This window comes from Paenibacillus sp. CCS19 (assembly GCF_033239625.1).
In the GTDB taxonomy this organism is placed as follows: Bacteria; Bacillota; Bacilli; order Paenibacillales; family Paenibacillaceae; genus Paenibacillus_T.
Genome location: NZ_BTCK01000055.1, coordinates 1 through 18,399 on the forward strand (window position 1 = coordinate 1; position 18,399 = coordinate 18,399).

The following is an 18,399-nucleotide window of genomic DNA, read 5'->3' on the forward strand; positions in this document are numbered from 1 at the left end:
GTACCAGAGCCAGCTTGCGAAGTAGGGGTTTTTCTTACTGTCCATTAATTAGGGTCTTGACCAGGACGAGGGGGATTTTTTTATTTCTTACTTATAATAGGAAGCTGTGGTTCACAAGAAAGCGGGGTTCGCGAGTCCTGGCTTTCCATGTAACTTACATGCGCCTCTGCCTATCTCAAGTTCCTTTTGCTTGGGGAGGCTCTTGCAAGGAGGATTTAGCCGGATAGTAGGCTTAAGGAGGGTAGAAGTGAATGTCACAGCGCATAATAGAGGTATGCGAGGTGAAATTGTACAATGAATGCCGGTTATTTGTCGCTCGGGCTAACGATTATTTTCTTCATTCTATTCACGACTGGCTGGAAAGATCTGATTGCCGAACGAATTCCAATGCCCTATTTGACGATATTGGCAGCTGGCTGTATGCTAACAAATCCTTTCTCCTTGTCGCTTGATCGGTGGTTGAATCATCAGGAGAGCATTTCGATTCAACTGTCGGTTTGTTGGCTGACAATATGGGCGATCGCCGGTATGATGCTGCATCGTCAGGAAGGATCCCTGCAGCGAGTTTACGTTCTATTCGCATCTATATTGTCCGCTATGATGGGGGGATGGCTTCGCATTTTATATATGAATGACCCTGTGCTTATTGTTTATCATGCGACCTTGGACGCAGCCTTTATGACGGGCATATCGGCTGTACTCATGTCGCCTGCCAATAGCGCGATGCGATTTGTTGTTGTAACGTTTGCATCTGTATTGCAACCGGTGCTTGTAGGATGGCTGCAGCAAGAACATTCGCTAAGTGGCATCACGATTGGATCCTTGGCATGGTGGGATAGCTACTTGCTTGCTTTGTTTACAACATGCGTCCTCGGACTGCTGTTCCGAATGATGCGATCCGCCGTTGACAAATGGCGGTTCCGATTCGCCGGCACCGGCGGCGGAGAAGAATAGACGTCCATGTTAATAGCGCATGTTCAAAAAAGCGGAATTTTTGAGAAACCTCTACTATGAAATGTTAGCCAAGCGGTATGTTTTTTGTTATAGTGGAAGTCGTGAGTATGATCGAAGGAGTTGGAATGTTATGGCAAGACCCGTTATCGCAATAGTCGGACGGCCGAATGTGGGGAAGTCCACCATCTTTAATCGGGTCATCGGCGACCGGCTGGCCATCGTAGAAGATAAACCGGGTGTAACCCGTGATCGGATCTATGGAACCGGCGAATGGAGCGGCAGAGCGTTCAGCATCGTCGATACCGGCGGTATCGAGATCGATGGCGAAGACGAGATCATGAAATCGGTTCGGATGCAGGCTGAGCTTGCAATCGAAGAAGCTGATGTAATTATATTCATGGTAGATGCAAAAGCCGGAATGACCCATGCGGATGACGAAGTAGCGCAAATGCTATTCCGTTCGCATAAACCCGTTGTCGTAGCGGTGAACAAAGTTGATAACTTCAACCGCATGGACGACGTATATGAATTTTATGGATTAGGCTTCGGAACGCCTGTAGCGATATCCGGCTCTCATGGCACAGGTATCGGCGATTTGCTGGATGCTGCGATTGAGAAGCTGCCGGAGCAGGTGGACGAGGAATATGATGAGGATGTAATCCGTGTCGCGCTGATCGGCCGACCGAACGTCGGCAAGTCGTCGCTCGTTAATGCGTTGCTAGGTGAAGAACGCGTTATCGTAAGCGATATTGCAGGCACTACGCGTGATGCGATCGATACGCCATTCGAACGTGATGGTCAGAAATATGTACTGATCGATACGGCCGGCATGCGCAAGCGCGGCAAAGTCTATGAGACGACCGAGAAATACAGCGTCATGCGCTCGATGAAAGCCATTGAACGCGCCGATGTCGTTCTTATTCTTATCAATGGCGAGGAAGGCATCATCGATCAAGATAAGCATATTGCCGGTTATGCGCATGAGGCAGGCAAGGCAAGTGTGTTTGTCGTGAACAAGTGGGATGTCGTGGAGAAAGACGAGAAAACGATGCAGCTGTTCACGGAGGATCTTCGCGATAACTTCCTGTTCATGCACTATGCACCAATCGTTTATCTGTCCGCCAAAACAAAACAACGCTTACATAAGCTGTTGCCGGTTGTGAACCACGTATCGGAGCAGCATGCGTTGCGGATTCAGACCCACGTTCTTAACGATGTTATTTCCGATGCGGTTGCCATCAATCCTCCGCCTACGGATAAAGGCAAACGTCTGCGCATTAACTATGCAACGCAGGTTGCAACGAAGCCGCCGACGATTGTCATCTTCGTTAATGATCCAGAGATTATGCACTTCTCGTACGAACGGTACTTGGAGAACAAAATCCGTGCTGCTTTCAACTTCGACGGCACGCCGGTACGTTTGTTCACTAGACGCAAGTCCGATTCGGATTAATGAGCATTGACGAAACCGATGCGTACCATAATCGACTAGTCGTTTGGCTAGACAAGTAGGGGAGAACAAGCTTGTTGAACGCAGTCATAGCGGTAATTATCAGTTATTTGTTAGGTTCGGTGTCATTCAGCATTGTCATAGCGCGACTGGTGAAGGGCATTGATATTCGCCAGCACGGCAGCGGCAATGCGGGTGCAACGAACACATTGCGTGTACTGGGGAAAGGTCCAGGTATCGCAGTATTCATCCTTGATATTGCCAAGGGTGTTGCTGCTGTCTGGATCGGACACGCTTTGAATGGCGGTTATGATTCTTGGGCGCCGGTGCTGTGCGGTCTTGCAGCCATCGTAGGTCATAACTGGCCTGTTTGGTTCCGTTTCAAAGGCGGCAAAGGTATTGCAACGACGGTTGGCGTCATTGCAACACTCGCTTTCATTCCGGCGCTTATTGCTGGTGTTGTCGCGATCGCTGTTATAGCGACAACGCGTTATGTCTCAGTTGGTTCCCTCCTGTTTGCCGCGCTTGTGCCGGTCGGTATTGGCGTCATGACAGGCAGCGGACCGATGCTTTGGGCAAGCTTGCTTATTTGCGTATTTGCATTTGTACGCCACCGTTCCAATCTGGTGAAGCTTGTACAAGGCAAAGAGAACAAGCTGGGCGCGAAGAGAGGATAGGATAGATCATGACATTCGCAAAGATTGAGAACAGCAAGGGCAAAGCTGCTGTTCTGGTTGCCGGCAGTTGGGGCACTGCGCTTGCAATGGTGCTTGCAGACAACGGATTCGACGTTACGCTCTGGACGCGTAACGAATCGCAGGCTTCCGAAGTGAATGACAATCATCGGAATGACAAATATTTGCCGGATTGTCCGCTGCCGAAGTCGATGACCGCTGCAACCTCAATGGAACAGGCTCTCTCAGGTGCTGAGCTTGTCCTGTTCACAGCACCTTCTTCTGCGATGCGCGAAGTAGCTAGACAAGCTGCACCATTCTTGTCCGAGACCGCACTTGTCATCCATGCGACGAAAGGCTTTGAGGCCGATACTTTGAAGCGGATGACGACTGTCTTGTCCGAAGAACTAGGACGCGCAGAGGAATCGCTGTGCGTATTGTCTGGCCCAAGCCATGCCGAAGAAGTCGCGAAGCGTCAGCCAACGACCGTCGTTGTTGCATCGGCTGATCAGGGACGTGCTGAGCAGGCGCAGGATTCGTTCATTAACTCGTACTTCCGCGTCTATACAAACCCGGATGTAATCGGGGTAGAGGTTGGCGGAGCGATTAAGAACATTATTGCAATCGGGGCAGGCATGACGGACGGACTGGGCTTCGGCGATAATGCGAAGGCAGCGCTGCTCACACGCGGTTTAGCGGAGATCAGCCGACTTGGAACGGCTATGGGGGCTAACCCATTCACTTTCGCGGGTCTGGCTGGCGTTGGTGATTTGGTCGTAACTTGCAACAGTAAACACAGCCGTAACTGGCGTGCAGGACATAAGTTGGCGCAGGGAATTCCGCTCGAAGCTGTGCTTGAACAGATGGGTATGGTTGTCGAAGGCGTGAAGACGACGAAGGCAGCAAGACATCTGTCAGAGCAGTTCGGCGTTGAGATGCCAATCGCGGACCAGCTGTACAGCGTACTGTTTGAAGGCTGCGAGCCAACAACGGCTGTTAATAGGCTGATGGGACGTGGACGAACACACGAAAGCGAGCAAGTCACTCGGGACTGGGGCCTACACCAAAGCTAAAGCCCTCTCATATGATGCTAGCAGCGTACGATTCGCTATTCATGGAATCGAAGTTGCAGCGCTTGGAGAGGAGGCGGCGGATAGATGGGCAACGATAAAAACCTGTCGAAGGACGTTCTGAATGCCGTCAACAAGAAAACGGGCAAGGCGATATCGGAAACGGAAGTGAAGAAGATCGCAAGCGGCGTTACGGCGAACACGCTGCAGAGCGAGGCGGAACTCACGAAGCTGATCAAACAAGTATCCTCAATGGCGAAAGTGCCGGTCAGCGACAAGACGATTAACGATATCGTGAAAGCTGTGAAAGCAAGCGGCATGAATATGAACAATATCGAGACGATCATGAAGATGATGATTAAGAAGTGATCTATGGCCGACCGAAGCATCGGTTCGGACATAATGTTCACGCATAAGGAAGGCGAAACGGCGCCGTTAGCGTTTGACGGTCAGCCGTTTCTTTTTTTGTTCAAATTCTAGGCATAATCTATGCGGTTTCGTTGGTGGGACAAACAGGCGGGTTCTGCTATAATAGTACGGAAAGATTCGACATATCAAATGATAATCGATTGGTAGAATCGTTAGGACGAGAGGTGATACAAAAAATGGATCCAATGACGAAAATGTGGATATCGTTTGTTGGCATTGGCTTAATGGCTTTCTCGGCTTTTCTAATATCGTTCGCCAGATATAAGACGAAAGGCGCCGTACGGGCAGTATTGTCGCTCGTTGCGTTCGTCATGCTTGTATTCGGATTTATTTACGGCGCATTCACTGTACTTACATAAGAAGAGGTTGAATATATGCTGGAACTAAAAGGAAAAACAAAAACAGCCGAAATAGAGCCGATCACAGGACAGTCTATTCTTGATCTTGCGCTGAGGGCAAATGTGGATTGGCAGTTTTCTTGTTCGCGTGGCACATGTGCGCGCTGCAGATGTCTTGTAACGGAGGGCATGGAACTGCTTGGCGAGATAACGGATGAAGAGTGGGACCGATTGGAGCCCGAGGAGTTCGACGAAGGCTATCGACTGGGCTGCCAAGCGATTGTTGTTTCAACAGATGGACGAATTGCTGCCATTAATAAGCCGTATTTTTAGAGGGATGAAGTCTTCTGGCGGCTTACTCATTCGATTGGGCAGCTGCATTACGCTCGGAGGAACGCGATGAATACGAATAATAACGTCTACGAAGTAACGTTTCAGCCTAGCGGGAAGAAGGCAATGATTAAACGAGGAACGACGGTACTGGATGCGGCAAGGCGCGCAGGACTGCCGATCGTTACGCGTTGCGGCGGCAAGGCATCCTGTATGATGTGTAAGGTACGTCATGTTGGTGAGAATCGATTCGGATTATCGCCGACCGGAGACAACGAACTGCGCAAGCTGGGCAGTCTGCATGAGGAAGGCTATCGCCTCGGCTGTCAAGCAAAAGTAACGGGCCCCGCCGAATTGATGCTGCCGGAGGATCCGCTTCGAGCAGCCGTGCGCAAGCTGCTTGAGCAGCAGAATGATGATGATAATACGTTATGGTAGAAATGGAGCTGTAAAGCTATGCAACGAGGAACACGTCTAGCAGCAGCTAGCCGTCGTATCGTTCGGCGCGGAGGAGCGGCGCTCGTGCTGCTCCTCTTCATGTCGACTGCGACGGGCTGCTTATACCCTAAAGATCAACTAGTACAGAATCAAATGCCGGCTAAGGACGCCGTATTGAACGCGCAGACGGTCATCAATCAATATTTCACGGACACGGGCATGCTGCCGATCATTACGAGCGGTGTGGATACGCCGAAGTACGAGAAGTATCGCGTCGATTGGCCGAAGCTGAAGAGCCGTCATTACATATCCGATCCGCCGTCGCAGGCATTCGAAGGCGGAGGACACTATTATTACATTATCATCAATGAAGAGACGACCCGCCAAGTAAAGCTGATGGATATTGCAATGTACCAGCAGGTAAGCGATATTCAACGCTGGATGGATGATTATGCGAACAACGATTCGAAACAAGAACTGCCGAAGAAGGAAGAAGCATATCCTGGCTACTATCGAATTGATTTCGGCAAGCTCGGCAAGAAAGAGCCCGAGCTTCTCTCGATCTACAGCGGCAGAGCAATCTCGCCAATGATCGATGTCAGCGGCAACGTGTATCTGGACTACGGTCTTGATATTGTGCAGGCTGTGCAGAAGAGCGGCACTACGCCGAAGGAAGGCGACGATGTACGGGAGCTGCTTGCGCAGTCGACTGACCTTGTGCCGGTCAAATCGCCGCCATTTACGTGGGTGAACGGAGAGCCGCAAGCGCAGCCGGATACGAATTAAGAATAGTATTTTGAGAGAGAGCTTTATTACCAGCAGCGCTTGACGCGCCCTGCGTAATAAAGTTCTTTTTTATTCTAGCAGGGCATATAAGTGATTCGTGGAAGGCCGGGCGCGTGCGGATGGAGAGAAATGTTCATGAATGATGTGGGCATATTTGTCCTCGTAACGCAATAAGATAGTACTAGTCCAAAACGTTGTACGAGTAGAGTCGCTAGCCTGCCCCTCTTGTCCGGTGGAGATGGCGGCGTACCGGAATATCAATTGGGAGGGATATTGAGTGGAAAAAGTGGACATTTTTAAAGACATTGCCGAACGGACCGGCGGTGATATTTACCTCGGCGTAGTCGGCGCTGTCCGCACCGGCAAATCAACCTTTATTAAACGCTTCATGGAGACGGTCGTGCTTCCCAATATAACGAATGATGCTGACCGTGTCCGTGCGATCGATGAATTGCCGCAAAGCGCAGCCGGCAAAACGATTATGACGACGGAGCCAAAATTCGTCCCTAATCAGGCGGTTAAGCTGAAGGTGGCGGAAGGACTTGAGGTTAACGTTCGTCTGGTCGATTGCGTAGGCTATGCGGTTCAAGGCGCTAAAGGCTATGAGGACGAGAACGGTCCGCGGATGATTACGACTCCATGGTTCGAAGAGCCGATTCCGTTCCAAGAAGCCGCTGAGATCGGTACGCGCAAAGTTATTCAAGAGCATTCGACGCTTGGCGTCGTCGTTACAACGGACGGATCGATCGCTGAAATTCCGCGCAGCTCGTACATCGAAGCTGAGGAGCGGGTTGTCGGCGAACTGAAGGAAGTCGGTAAGCCGTTCGTCCTCATCATCAACTCGACTCGTCCACGCAGCGAAGAAACGCAGCAGCTGCGCAGCGAGCTTCAAGCCAAATATGATATTCCAGTCATGGCGTTGAGTGCGGCGTCGATGGGCGAAGATGAAGTCGTATCGGTGCTCCGCGAAGTACTCTACGAGTTCCCGGTACATGAAGTCAACGTCAATCTGCCGAGCTGGGTTATGGTGCTCAGCGATAACCACTGGCTGCGTACGAATTACGAGAATTCGGTTCGCGACACAGTTAAGGACATTCGCAGGCTGCGTGACGTTGATCGCGTCGTAGCGCAGTTCATGGATTACGATTTTATCGCGCGAGCAGGGCTCAGCGGTATGAATATGGGTCAAGGTGTAGCAGAGATCGACCTGTACGCGCCAGATGAGCTGTACGACCAAATCTTGATGGAAGTCGTCGGCGTCGAAATCAGAGGCAAGGATCATCTGCTTCAGCTGATGCAGGAGTTCGCTCACGCGAAGCGGGAGTATGATCGGTTCGCTGAGGCGCTGGAGATGGTCAAGACGACAGGCTACGGCATCGCCGCACCATCGCTTGCCGAGATGGCGCTCGATGAGCCTGAGCTCATCCGTCAAGGCTCGCGGTTCGGCGTAAGACTCAAAGCGACCGCTCCATCGATCCATATGATTCGCGTCGACGTCGAGTCCGAGTTCGCGCCTATTATCGGTACCGAGAAGCAAAGCGAGGAGCTTGTCCGGTACTTGATGCAGGATTTCGAGAACGACCCGATCAAGATTTGGGAGTCCGATATTTTCGGCAGATCGCTGCACTCCATCGTCCGCGAAGGCATCCAAGGCAAAATCGCAATGATGCCGGACAATGCGCGCTATAAGCTGCAGGAAACGCTTGGCCGCATCATTAACGAAGGCTCCGGTGGTCTGATCGCTATTATTCTCTAACTGATAGGCTGGAATGCACAACCGCTTTCCCAATGGCTTTACGGCCGTGGGGAGGCGGTTTCTGCGTGTTGGCGAAACACTCGATTTTCTACCTATAAATAGACCGATTTCGTGACAATTCGTAGCTTATTAATAGGTAAGGCTTAGAAAATGTAACACATACTTGTAATTGAGAATCGGCTGTATTACTATAAGTTTGTTCGCCTCAGGTATATTTTTGCAACAATCGGAGAAACAGAAGATAATGAACCGTCTCACGCTGCCATCAGGGGAGGTGAAACCATTGAATAAAACGGATCTGATTGCTAAAGTGGCTGAGTTGACAGATTTGTCGAAGAAGGATGCGACGAAAGCAGTTGACGCTGTATTCGACGCGATTTCCGACGCGCTCCAAACCGGTGATAAAGTCCAGTTGGTAGGGTTCGGCAACTTCGAAGTTCGCGAGCGTCAAGCTCGTAAAGGACGGAACCCGCAAACGGGCGAAGAAATCGATATCCCTGCGAGTAAAATGCCTGCCTTCAAACCAGGCAAGTCGTTGAAAGACCTTTGCTCCAACTAATACCATTTGCGAACGTCCGGCAGGGAAGTCCTCCGGGCGTTTTTCAATGTCTGGGCTTCAGTCCGCGCCGTTCTATTGACATCGTATATACACTTCTGATAGAGTCAATTTTGCATAAATTGTGATTCGCAATACATAACGAAGTTTACACTGCTTCTCGCTTCGCTGCGAAAGGAGCAGTTTTTTGTAGCCATTAGCAAATTATCCGCGAGCGACATAGGGAGGGTGCGGCATGGAAAACAATAACAACCAAGGCGAATACATTGTTGTGAAGGCAAAGGAACAAGGCGTCGTCGTCATTGGACTGACACGTGGCACCGATACGAAATTCCACCATACGGAGAAGCTTGATCGGGGCGAGGTGTTTATTTTTCAATTTACCGACCATACATCTGCCATCAAAATCCGTGGTAAAGCGACTGTTTTGACGAAGTATGGGACGATTGAAACGGATAACTAAATAATCCGAAGCATCTGCAGGCATTGCCTGCTTTTTTTGTTGTTCACGGTATTGGAATGACATTCGGCTTCGAATCGTACAATAAGAGGAAGAACAAGCTGGCTGCTGTTTAGTAAAGCAGTTAAGCGAAAGCGGGGATCCTCTATGCCTTTTGGCCGATCGATGCTGGCTGCATGTCTGGTTACAGCTTTAATAACAGGAATGCTGATGTTTATTCACCCACATGAAGCAGCACCCGTGCTGCGCGATATGACGAACACGCAAGCCGTGGAGAAACGGCTGAGCAATACGAATCTTGTGGACTGGCTGCTGACGCTCTCGCTGCATGCGAAAGTGAAACGAGTGGACTGGTCTTCGCCGACGCTTTCGCTTGATTTAATCATACCGTCTGATGAAACGCTTGATGATGAAGCAGTGCGCACGTTGATGAAGGATGCCGAGCAAATCTGGCAGATGTCTTTCATTCAGCTGTCCAATGTGGATCGCGTTCTGCTTCGAGTCGGCGAGCTGCCGCAATCTGCAGAGACTGGCGTGTTCGAGCGCTCAGAAAGTCAGAGTCGTGGCGGCTATCGGCTGCTGCTTGCCGCGGATGTCAGACGGACCGACCGTTGGGTCGGCCTTGGTGAGGAAGGCTGGCATGGCATATCGAATGCAGAGACCGATTCGTATTGGCGCAATCGGCTGCGTTTATCCTTTACGCCGCTCTGGCAGTCGAAGCGGAACGCAGCTTTCATTGATCAGCAGCAGTGAATGATTAGCCTCCTGTAGCAATATCGTGAACAACAAGAGCATGCGTAGGCGCAATAGCCTGTTTGTGCTATAATAGTTTAGATAATTGGACAGCAAGCACTGCTGCTCTGTTCGGAGGCTTTCTTAATGATACATGACCGAATCGTACAACTTACTCGCAAATACACCGAGCACGACATGCTTTCGCTATATGCGGAATTGCCTGCTTTTCCAGAAGCGCGCATACGGCTTCTTGCTGCTTGTTTGAATGCCTATGGCACAGAACAGGAGCATCATGAGCTGTATGCGGTCGTCGTAGCGCTCGTTCAGATGGGCCTTGATACACATGATCGAATAGACACGAATACGTCACCGCTATCTGAGCGGGCGATGCGTGCTAGACAGTTGAACGTACTGGGCGGCGACTATTACAGCAGCCGATTCTATAACCTGCTTGCTCAAGCAGGCAAGGTCGGCATGGTGCGCAAGCTAAGCGAAGCGGTGTGCGAAGTCAATCGATTGAAAATGAATTTCTACAACCAGCAGCAACAAAATCGGATGTCGCCAGATCAATATGTGGCCTATAGAGCTTTAATTAAATCGGAGTTGTTCCGAGCCTTCGATGAGATGCTGGAAGCGCCGTTATCCAGTCAATGGAACGACTTGCTTATTACAGTCGCTCGTTGTGAAACCATTCACGAGGAATGGCAGCAAGCACGGCAGCAGCGATTAGATGGTTGGGGATACTGGTACATCGTGGATGTCGGGACAGATGCGGATCGGCAGCTTTTGTTAAACCTTGCCGGTACCGATAATTCCCAGCAGGCATGCATCGAGCTGGCAAGCAGATATCGCATTGCGGAGCTGCTTGAGGAGATGCTTGCACAGCAAGTAGAGCAATTAAAGGCAGCGATAGAACGTCTGACGAATAGTCAGTGCGCCGGAGAGCTAAGCAGCATCGCAGAGTCATTCCTGCAATCGCTGGCGGCACCGGTGATGCATAGTGAGATGAGGTGACAGCGTGGATATTCATTCTAAGGAATCACATGTACAATCCGTCTTTCAGAAGATCGCGCCTAAATACGATCTAATGAATGACTTGATCAGCTTCCGCCGTCATAAGGCATGGCGCAAATTTACGATGAAGCAAATGAATGTTCAGCCAGGAGCAACAGCAATCGATCTTTGCTGCGGTACCTGCGATTGGACGATCGCCATTGCGAAGGCAAGCCAGAATGGCCGAACGGTTGGGCTTGATTTTAGCTCGAATATGCTGGAGGTCGGCAAACAGAAGGTGAATAAGGAAGGGCTGAGCAATCAGATCGAGCTCGTACAGGGCAACGCGATGGAGCTGCCTTTTCCGGACAACTCTTTCGATTATGCGACCATTGGATTCGGCCTACGTAACGTACCGGACTATACGCGAGTGCTGCAAGAGATGCAGCGCGTCGTCAAGCCGGGGGGGCGCGTAGTCTGCTTAGAGGTGTCGAAGCCGACTTGGCAGCCATTCAAGGGCATGTACAATTTGTACTTCGAACGCATTTTACCGTTAATCGGCCGCTTCGTAGCGAAGAGCTACGAGCAATATAAATGGCTGCCTGAATCGCTCCGGGCGTTTCCGGGTCGCGATCAACTAGCGCAGATGTTCAGAGATACCGGTCTGCAGAACGTACAAGCCTTTCCTTTGACGGGTGGCGTCGCTGCGCTGCATATCGGCGTAAAGGGGAAAGACAAGGCATGATACGCAAAATACGCATCTTCTTAGAAATGATCAAGTTCGAACATACGATTTTTGCATTGCCATTCGCATTCATGGGCGCCATTCTTGGCGGTATCGTCGAGAATGACAAGCTGCCTGAATGGTCCGAGATCGGATGGATTATTCTTGCCATGGTCGGCGCGCGCAGCGCGGCAATGGGTCTTAACCGGCTGATCGATGCCGGCATCGACGCGCTTAATCCGAGGACGGAGAAACGTGCGATCCCTGCTGGTTTGTTGAAAGTCGGAGAAGTTATTGCATTCATTATCGTATCATTCGCTCTTCTGATTTGGGCTTCCACGCAGTTGAACCCGCTGTGCGTCAAATTGATGCCGGTCGCAGTCTTCATGCTCGTGTTGTACTCTTATACGAAGCGCTTCACATGGCTTTGTCACGTTGTACTTGGCCTGACCATTGGTTTATCGCCGCTTGGCGCATGGGTAGCTGTCACGGGCAAGTTCGATGCCTCAGCTTGGGTTCTGTATGCAGCGGTTGCATTGTGGCTTGCAGGCTTCGATACGGTATACGCTACGCAAGACTTTGAGTTTGACCGCAAGCATAAGGTTCACTCGATACCAGCACGCTTCGGCATTAGCCGTGCGCTGTGGATCGCACGTTCGTTCCATATTGCAACGGCAGTTTGCTTTGCATCCCTTGTCATTCTGACGAATCTAAGCTGGCTCTATTTGGTTGGGACGATTATTGCAATCATCATTTTGTTCTATCAGCATTGGCTGGTTCGTCCGAACGACCTGAGCCGCGTACAGATTGCATTCTTCCCAATGAACGGAACGCTTAGCGTTGTATTGTTCGCCTTTACAATCTTGGATGTGCTGGTACTGCGTCAATGGTAACCGGACTGCAGAACGGCACAGCTATGCGGCCTCCTCGCTGGGTCGTTGGCATTACAGGAGCAAGCGGATCCATCTACGGCATTCGGTTGATCGAAGTGCTGCTCCGTGAAGGCGCAGACGTTCATGTTGTGGTGACGGATGCCGGCTGGCGCGTCCTGAAAGAGGAGCTTGGCTGGGACGTTACGAAACGGCAGGCTGCACTCCAGGATCGATTCAGCAGCGTTCAAGGTGGAGGTCGACTGACCTTCCACCCGAATGCCGATATCGGCGCTTCTATTGCAAGCGGTTCGTACCGGGTTGACGGTATGATCATCATGCCTTGCTCGATGGGAACGCTCGCATCCATCGCACATGGGATATCGGATGACCTGATGACAAGAGCAGCGGATGTCATGATGAAGGAAGGGCGTCAGCTCATCATCGTACCAAGAGAAACGCCGCTGCATGCGATTCATTTGGAAAATATGCTGACACTCGCCAGAATGGGCGTTAAGCTTGTGCCGGCGATGCCGGCTTTTTACTTTGGTCCGCAGTCTATAGATGACCTTGTCGATTTCTTGGTTGGCAAAGTATTGGACATCATGGCGATTGAACACCGCCTATTCAAGAGATGGGGAGGTGAAGGACATGCGGAGTGAACAACCGCTGTCCGTCGGAAGAATTGATTACGCGAATGCGTGGCCATTGTTCCATTATGCAACCGAGGATGTGCTTGCGCCGCACGGCGCGCACATCGTCTCCCGGATTCCTGCGCAGCTGAATCGAGCTTTGATGAACGGCGAGCTGGCGATGTCTGCTGTATCGTCGTTTGCTTATGCTTATCACGCAGAACAATATTTACTGCTCCCCGATTTATCGGTGAGTTCCGAAGGTACCGTGCATTCCATCCTGTTGTTCCTGAAGAAGCCGCTGGATGAGGTGCGCAACGGTCGGATCGCCATGACGAATACGTCTGCGACTTCGGTTAATTTGCTCAAAATTCTCATGTCCTGCTATCTGGAAGGGAATCCTTCGTACGAGACGATGGAGCCTGATCTTGACCGTATGCTCGAGCATGCGGATGCAGCGCTTCTAATCGGCGACACCGCGATTCAAGCATCATGGCGGGACCATGGGCTTGAGGTCATTGACTTAGGTGAGATGTGGCATCGTTTTACTGGCTACGGAATGACGTATGCCGTAGTAGCCGTCCGTAAAGATGCAGCGTCAGCACAACAGGATGTGATTGCGGCTGTCCATCGTGCTATGATAGATAGTAAAAATAAAAGCTTGGCCGATCTTAGTCCGCTCGTAAGTCAAGCGTGTGAACAGCTTGGCGGCACGCCGGACTATTGGCATCATTATTTTAGAACGCTCAAATATGATTTCGGTCAGCGAAGACAAGAAGGGCTTCGGCTGTACTTCCGTTACGCCGCTCAGCTCGGTCTGCTCGAAAGCGAGCCGGATATCGCATTTTTCAATAGTTGATATGCTTACGAAGTTGGTTTTGCATGCGCAAAACCTTAAGGTGGAACCCGACCAATGAAACTAATGGACATATTCGCCCGGATGAAGGGCGATCTTAACGTAATCGAATCGGAGTTAGCGAAGGCGGTCACATCGGATCATGCGATGCTGACGGAGACATCGAACCATCTGCTGAAGGCAGGGGGCAAACGGATTCGTCCAGTCATCGTGCTGCTCTCCGGCAAGTTCGGTCAATACAATCTCGACGTTATGAAATGGGTTGCCGTGCCGCTGGAATTAATCCACATGGCATCGCTCGTACATGACGACGTCATCGACGACGCTGAGACTCGCCGCGGTCAGCTGACCGTCAAATCCAAATGGGACAATCGAATCGCGATGTATACGGGTGACTATATTCACGGCAGGGCGCTCACGGTGGCGACGCAGCTCGATAACCCGCGCATCCATCAGATCCTCTCCAAAGCAATGGTCGAGATGTGTATTGGCGAAATGGAGCAAATTCGCGATTTCTTCAATACGGAGCAATCGATTCGTCGCTATCTGCTGCGTATTCGACGCAAGACGGCACTGCTCATCGCAATCAGCTGCCAGCTTGGCGCTATTGCCGCGGGAGCAAGCGAGAAAGCGGCCAATCAACTGTATCGGTACGGCTATAACGTTGGGATGACGTTCCAGATTCGCGACGACCTGCTTGATTTATGCGGAACAGCGAAGCAGATCGGCAAACCGCCAGGCTCTGATATTCGCCAGGGCAATATGACGCTGCCGGTTCTTCTGGCTTTGCAGGAGGCTGCCATTCGTGAACCGTTGCTCCGTGAGATCGATCGTATTCGAGAATCAGACGGTACTGCGGACACAACGGAAGCGATTCGACTCATCCGCGGCAGCCGCGGGATTGAGCAATCCGAGAAGCTTGCCGAACGATATATTCAGAAAGCGTTGGCTGCACTAGAAGGACTTCCTGATATTCCGGCGAAGAAAAGCTTGAGGGATATCGCTCATTTTGTAAATAAACGCAATTATTAAGGAACGGTTCGGTCATGTGAAAGGGGTAGGAGACGATGGAGAGAACATTTCTGATGATCAAGCCAGATGGCGTACAGCGGGGATTGATTGGTGAAATCGTCGGTCGCTTCGAGCGCAAAGGGCTCAAACTCATTGCAAGCAAGCTGATGCGCATCAGCCCGGAGCTTGCGGAACGTCATTATGCGGAGCACAAAGGCAAGTCGTTCTACGAGCCGTTAATTGAATTCACGACTTCCGGACCGGTATTTGCGATGGTATGGGAAGGGGACAATGTCATTGCCCTGACCCGTGCGCTGATCGGGAAGACGGATGCGGTAGAGGCGCTGCCGGGCACGATTCGCTCGGATTTTGCAGTACATACAAGATTCAACCTTATTCACGGCTCGGACTCTGCCGACAATGCAGAACGCGAAATCGCACTGTTCTTCGAGCCAGAACAATTGATCGATTATGAGCTGACGATTCAACGTTGGATCTAACGACAGAAGCAGTCATGACGGGAGGATGCCGACGTGGTGGATGCGGATTATGATAAGTTCGTCGAGCAAATCAAGAAACGAACCGCAATCGATCTCGGGCAATACAAAGAAACGCAGATGAAGCGGCGCCTGACGACGCTTCGACAGAAGCACGGCTTCAGCACTTTTGCAGCGTATATGGACGCCTTGGTGAAAGAAGCCGCCCTTATGGATGAATTTCTAGACCGGATGACGATCAACGTCTCCGAATTCTGGCGCAACCCGAATCGCTGGGCGATGCTGGAGGAACGATTCCTGCCGGAGCTGCTAGCCGGCGGCAATCGGATTTCGATCTGGAGCGCGGCATGTTCCACTGGCGATGAGCCATATACGACGGCGATGATATTAGATCGGATGGGCGCATTGAACCGTGCGACGATAACGGCCACAGATCTGGATCAGAACGTACTGAAGAAAGCACAGAGCGGTTTATATCAGGATCGATCGGTTCGCGATGTGCCGAAGCCGTATTTGAATCAATATTTCTCGTATGACGGCGATATTTATTCGGTCGATGAGCGGATCAAGCGGTCCATTCGATTCAAACAGCACAATCTGCTTCATGACCCATACGGTGGTCCTTATGATCTGATTATCTGCCGCAACGTCATGATCTACTTCACGGAAGAAGCGAAACATCAGATTTACCAGCGATTCTCGAGCGCGCTGAAGCCTGGCGGCATTCTATTCGTCGGCAGCACCGAGCAGATCTTTACCCCGCAACAGTATCAATTCGAGACGGCCGAAACGTTCTTTTATCGGAAAAAAGGTTGAATGTTCTCGTTCTGTTTAACGGACTCTTCTTCTCTAATCTGCAGTAAATAATGAATGTATGACAGCTCCATCTTGTTGCTATACTAGGGTAATGGAATTGAACGCCATGGAGGGACAAGATGGATAAGCGTAAAGCATTCGCGGCATACCGTCGAGGCTGGATTACGCTCTCGGAATGCGCGCAAATTGTCGGTATGAGCTGTGATCAGCTTCGTACGATAATCGATGGTCCGATGCAGACAGTTGAACCGATAGAACGGAATTCAGTCATGCGATAATGGAACAGGATGAAAGTCGAACCGGCTGCTCATAAGCAGCTGGTTTTTTGCTTTAAGAAGAGCTGTCGCAATGACCGTAAATCCCGCTGAAAGCTTGAGAAATCGGCTTATTCACAGGCTTGACGTTTCTTGTCAAACCAGAGGGGCTGTACTATAATGAGCAAAGATGTTACGGGTATATTCATTGCCGGGCTGCCGTAAGCCGGTGAAGGGAGCGCAATTAGATTGGACGTTACGAATATGGTGAGAGAACTAACGGTTGATTTGGGCGAACGCTCCTATCCGATTTACATAGGAGAAGGTCTCCTCCAGGAGACTTCCGTTTATCTTGAGAAGCATGGCGTCAGCAAGAAGTCGCCGCTTCTTATTATTTCAGACTCGAATACAGCGCCGCTTTATTTGGAACAGCTGGAGTCGAATTTGACCCATGCAGGCTACACAGTCGCATCAGCGGTAGTACCTGCGGGCGAAGCCTCGAAGTCGCTGTCGATGTTCGAAGATCTGATTACGAAGGCGCTTGATGCGGGCCTCGACCGCAAATCGACGATCATCGCACTGGGCGGCGGCGTTGTTGGCGATCTTGCTGGTTATGTCGCGGCAGCTTATATGCGCGGCATTCGGTTCGTACAGATTCCAACGACGATTCTTGCGCATGACAGCAGCGTTGGCGGCAAGGTTGCCGTCAACCATCCGCATGCGAAGAACATTATCGGCGCATTCCATCAGCCTGCTTTCGTATTGTTCGACTTGAAGACGCTGCAATCGCTGCCGCTTCGTCAAGTGCAATGCGGTCTGGCAGAGGTCATCAAACACGGCTTGATCTGGGATGAGTCGTTCGTCGACTGGTGCGATGAGAATATGGATAAGCTGCTCGCGCTTGATCCAGAAGCGCTTGGTTATGCGTTGTACAAAGGCTGCAGCGTCAAAGCGGCTGTCGTGTCCGTAGATGAACGCGAGGGCGGTCTACGTGCCATTCTGAACCTCGGTCATACGATTGGTCATGCGCTTGAGGCAGTTGCCGGCTATGGCGAACTGACCCATGGCGAGGCGATTGCGATCGGCATGATCGGATCAGCTCTTGTCGGCGTAAAGCTCGGCGCCCCACAGAGCGTATACGAGGTAACGAAGCGGGTATTCGGCAAGTCAGGGTTGCCAGTGCGTCTGCCGGACCATTTTGACACAGATGCCATTATGAGCGCTATGATGCATGACAAGAAGTTCACGGAGGGCAGCATTGTATATGTTGTGCCAACAGCAATCGGCCGGGTAGAGGTGCGTTCGGATGTGCCAGCCTCGCTCGTGCGTGAGACAGTAGAACAATTGAAACAGGAGGCCGATTGGCAATGAGTGTACGTGGAGTTCGCGGCGCCGTAACGGTAGAGCGCAATGAAGAGGGTCAAATTCTGGATGCAACGGTTGAATTGTTCAATGCGATTATTGCGGAGAACGGATTTGCGCCAGAAGATATTTGCAGCGTTTTAATTACAGTGACAGGTGATTTGGATGCGACATTCCCTGCTAAGGCCATTCGGGTCATGACAGGCTGGGAGCTTGTTCCGGTCACGTGCGCGATGGAAATTCCGGTTAAAGGCAGCTTGGAGAAATGCATTCGTTTCATGCTGCATGTGAATACGACGAAGTCGCAGGCGGAGATTAACCATGTCTATCTGCGTGGTGCACGCTTGCTTCGTCCGGATCTGAGCAAAGCCTAATTTAAGCATTGACGATCGTCAAGTGACGATGTATA

General features: G+C 51.0%; 24 protein-coding genes. All 24 read left to right on the forward strand.

What is annotated here, in order from left to right:
* The first annotated feature begins 294 nt into the window (after positions 1-294).
* Positions 295-954, forward strand: coding sequence for a YphA family membrane protein (locus SBI19_RS25785; RefSeq protein ID WP_317972398.1), 660 nt, complete (start codon positions 295-297; stop codon positions 952-954).
* A gap of 130 nt (positions 955-1,084) precedes the next feature.
* Positions 1,085-2,407: a ribosome biogenesis GTPase Der gene (gene der / locus SBI19_RS25790; RefSeq protein ID WP_317972399.1), complete on the forward strand. Its 1,323-nt coding sequence runs from the start codon at positions 1,085-1,087 to the stop codon at positions 2,405-2,407.
* Between the two features lie 71 nt (positions 2,408-2,478).
* Complete coding sequence (gene plsY, locus SBI19_RS25795) at positions 2,479-3,081, forward strand: glycerol-3-phosphate 1-O-acyltransferase PlsY (protein ID WP_317972400.1); 603 nt, start codon at positions 2,479-2,481, stop codon at positions 3,079-3,081.
* A gap of 8 nt (positions 3,082-3,089) precedes the next feature.
* A complete protein-coding gene (locus SBI19_RS25800; RefSeq protein ID WP_317972401.1) occupies positions 3,090-4,151 on the forward strand; it encodes an NAD(P)H-dependent glycerol-3-phosphate dehydrogenase in 1,062 nt (353 codons plus the stop codon).
* 84 nt (positions 4,152-4,235) lie between these two features.
* Positions 4,236-4,517: a stage VI sporulation protein F gene (locus SBI19_RS25805; protein ID WP_317972402.1), complete on the forward strand. Its 282-nt coding sequence runs from the start codon at positions 4,236-4,238 to the stop codon at positions 4,515-4,517.
* A gap of 236 nt (positions 4,518-4,753) precedes the next feature.
* Positions 4,754-4,936, forward strand: a complete 183-nt coding sequence (locus tag SBI19_RS25810) for a DUF2768 family protein (RefSeq protein ID WP_317972403.1) — start codon at positions 4,754-4,756, stop codon at positions 4,934-4,936.
* Between the two features lie 15 nt (positions 4,937-4,951).
* The gene (locus SBI19_RS25815; protein ID WP_317972404.1) at positions 4,952-5,248 is read left to right on the forward strand and encodes a 2Fe-2S iron-sulfur cluster-binding protein; all 297 of its coding nucleotides are present in this window, start codon (positions 4,952-4,954) and stop codon (positions 5,246-5,248) included.
* Positions 5,249-5,314: 66 nt separating this feature from the next.
* Positions 5,315-5,683, forward strand: coding sequence for a 2Fe-2S iron-sulfur cluster-binding protein (locus SBI19_RS25820; RefSeq protein ID WP_317972405.1), 369 nt, complete (start codon positions 5,315-5,317; stop codon positions 5,681-5,683).
* A gap of 18 nt (positions 5,684-5,701) precedes the next feature.
* Complete coding sequence (locus SBI19_RS25825; RefSeq protein WP_317972406.1) at positions 5,702-6,469, forward strand: hypothetical protein; 768 nt, start codon at positions 5,702-5,704, stop codon at positions 6,467-6,469.
* Between the two features lie 277 nt (positions 6,470-6,746).
* Entirely contained in the window at positions 6,747-8,225 is a 1,479-nt protein-coding gene (gene spoIVA, locus SBI19_RS25830; protein WP_317972407.1) for a stage IV sporulation protein A, read from the forward strand.
* A 283-nt stretch (positions 8,226-8,508) separates the two neighbouring features.
* On the forward strand, positions 8,509-8,784 hold the full coding sequence (locus SBI19_RS25835; RefSeq protein ID WP_110043397.1) for an HU family DNA-binding protein: 276 nt from the start codon (positions 8,509-8,511) through the stop codon (positions 8,782-8,784).
* 232 nt (positions 8,785-9,016) lie between these two features.
* Positions 9,017-9,244: a trp RNA-binding attenuation protein MtrB gene (mtrB, locus tag SBI19_RS25840; protein ID WP_191203087.1), complete on the forward strand. Its 228-nt coding sequence runs from the start codon at positions 9,017-9,019 to the stop codon at positions 9,242-9,244.
* Positions 9,245-9,388: 144 nt separating this feature from the next.
* The gene (locus tag SBI19_RS25845; protein ID WP_317972408.1) at positions 9,389-9,994 is read left to right on the forward strand and encodes a hypothetical protein; all 606 of its coding nucleotides are present in this window, start codon (positions 9,389-9,391) and stop codon (positions 9,992-9,994) included.
* A gap of 126 nt (positions 9,995-10,120) precedes the next feature.
* Positions 10,121-10,990: a heptaprenyl diphosphate synthase component 1 gene (locus SBI19_RS25850; RefSeq protein ID WP_317972409.1), complete on the forward strand. Its 870-nt coding sequence runs from the start codon at positions 10,121-10,123 to the stop codon at positions 10,988-10,990.
* 4 nt (positions 10,991-10,994) lie between these two features.
* Positions 10,995-11,714: a demethylmenaquinone methyltransferase gene (locus SBI19_RS25855; RefSeq protein ID WP_317972410.1), complete on the forward strand. Its 720-nt coding sequence runs from the start codon at positions 10,995-10,997 to the stop codon at positions 11,712-11,714.
* Positions 11,711-12,586: a UbiA-like polyprenyltransferase gene (locus tag SBI19_RS25860; protein ID WP_317972411.1), complete on the forward strand. Its 876-nt coding sequence runs from the start codon at positions 11,711-11,713 to the stop codon at positions 12,584-12,586. The genes SBI19_RS25855 and SBI19_RS25860 overlap by 4 nt, the downstream gene beginning before the upstream one ends.
* Complete coding sequence (locus SBI19_RS25865) at positions 12,580-13,224, forward strand: UbiX family flavin prenyltransferase (RefSeq protein WP_483312340.1); 645 nt, start codon at positions 12,580-12,582, stop codon at positions 13,222-13,224. The genes SBI19_RS25860 and SBI19_RS25865 overlap by 7 nt, the downstream gene beginning before the upstream one ends.
* A complete protein-coding gene (locus SBI19_RS25870; protein WP_317972412.1) occupies positions 13,214-14,053 on the forward strand; it encodes a menaquinone biosynthesis protein in 840 nt (279 codons plus the stop codon). The genes SBI19_RS25865 and SBI19_RS25870 overlap by 11 nt, the downstream gene beginning before the upstream one ends.
* A gap of 54 nt (positions 14,054-14,107) precedes the next feature.
* The gene (locus SBI19_RS25875) at positions 14,108-15,082 is read left to right on the forward strand and encodes a polyprenyl synthetase family protein (RefSeq protein WP_317972413.1); all 975 of its coding nucleotides are present in this window, start codon (positions 14,108-14,110) and stop codon (positions 15,080-15,082) included.
* Between the two features lie 35 nt (positions 15,083-15,117).
* Positions 15,118-15,561, forward strand: a complete 444-nt coding sequence (gene ndk / locus SBI19_RS25880) for a nucleoside-diphosphate kinase (protein ID WP_317972414.1) — start codon at positions 15,118-15,120, stop codon at positions 15,559-15,561.
* 33 nt (positions 15,562-15,594) lie between these two features.
* Positions 15,595-16,374 carry a CheR family methyltransferase gene (locus SBI19_RS25885; RefSeq protein WP_317972415.1) on the forward strand — a complete coding sequence of 260 codons (780 nt, stop codon included), beginning with the start codon at positions 15,595-15,597 and terminating at the stop codon, positions 16,372-16,374.
* Between the two features lie 119 nt (positions 16,375-16,493).
* The gene (locus tag SBI19_RS25890) at positions 16,494-16,652 is read left to right on the forward strand and encodes a hypothetical protein (RefSeq protein WP_317972416.1); all 159 of its coding nucleotides are present in this window, start codon (positions 16,494-16,496) and stop codon (positions 16,650-16,652) included.
* A gap of 240 nt (positions 16,653-16,892) precedes the next feature.
* Positions 16,893-17,999: a 3-dehydroquinate synthase gene (gene aroB, locus SBI19_RS25895; protein ID WP_317972445.1), complete on the forward strand. Its 1,107-nt coding sequence runs from the start codon at positions 16,893-16,895 to the stop codon at positions 17,997-17,999.
* On the forward strand, positions 17,996-18,364 hold the full coding sequence (gene aroH / locus SBI19_RS25900; RefSeq protein WP_317972417.1) for a chorismate mutase: 369 nt from the start codon (positions 17,996-17,998) through the stop codon (positions 18,362-18,364). Before aroB ends, aroH begins: the two co-directional genes overlap by 4 nt.
* The last annotated feature ends 35 nt before the right edge of the window (positions 18,365-18,399 follow it).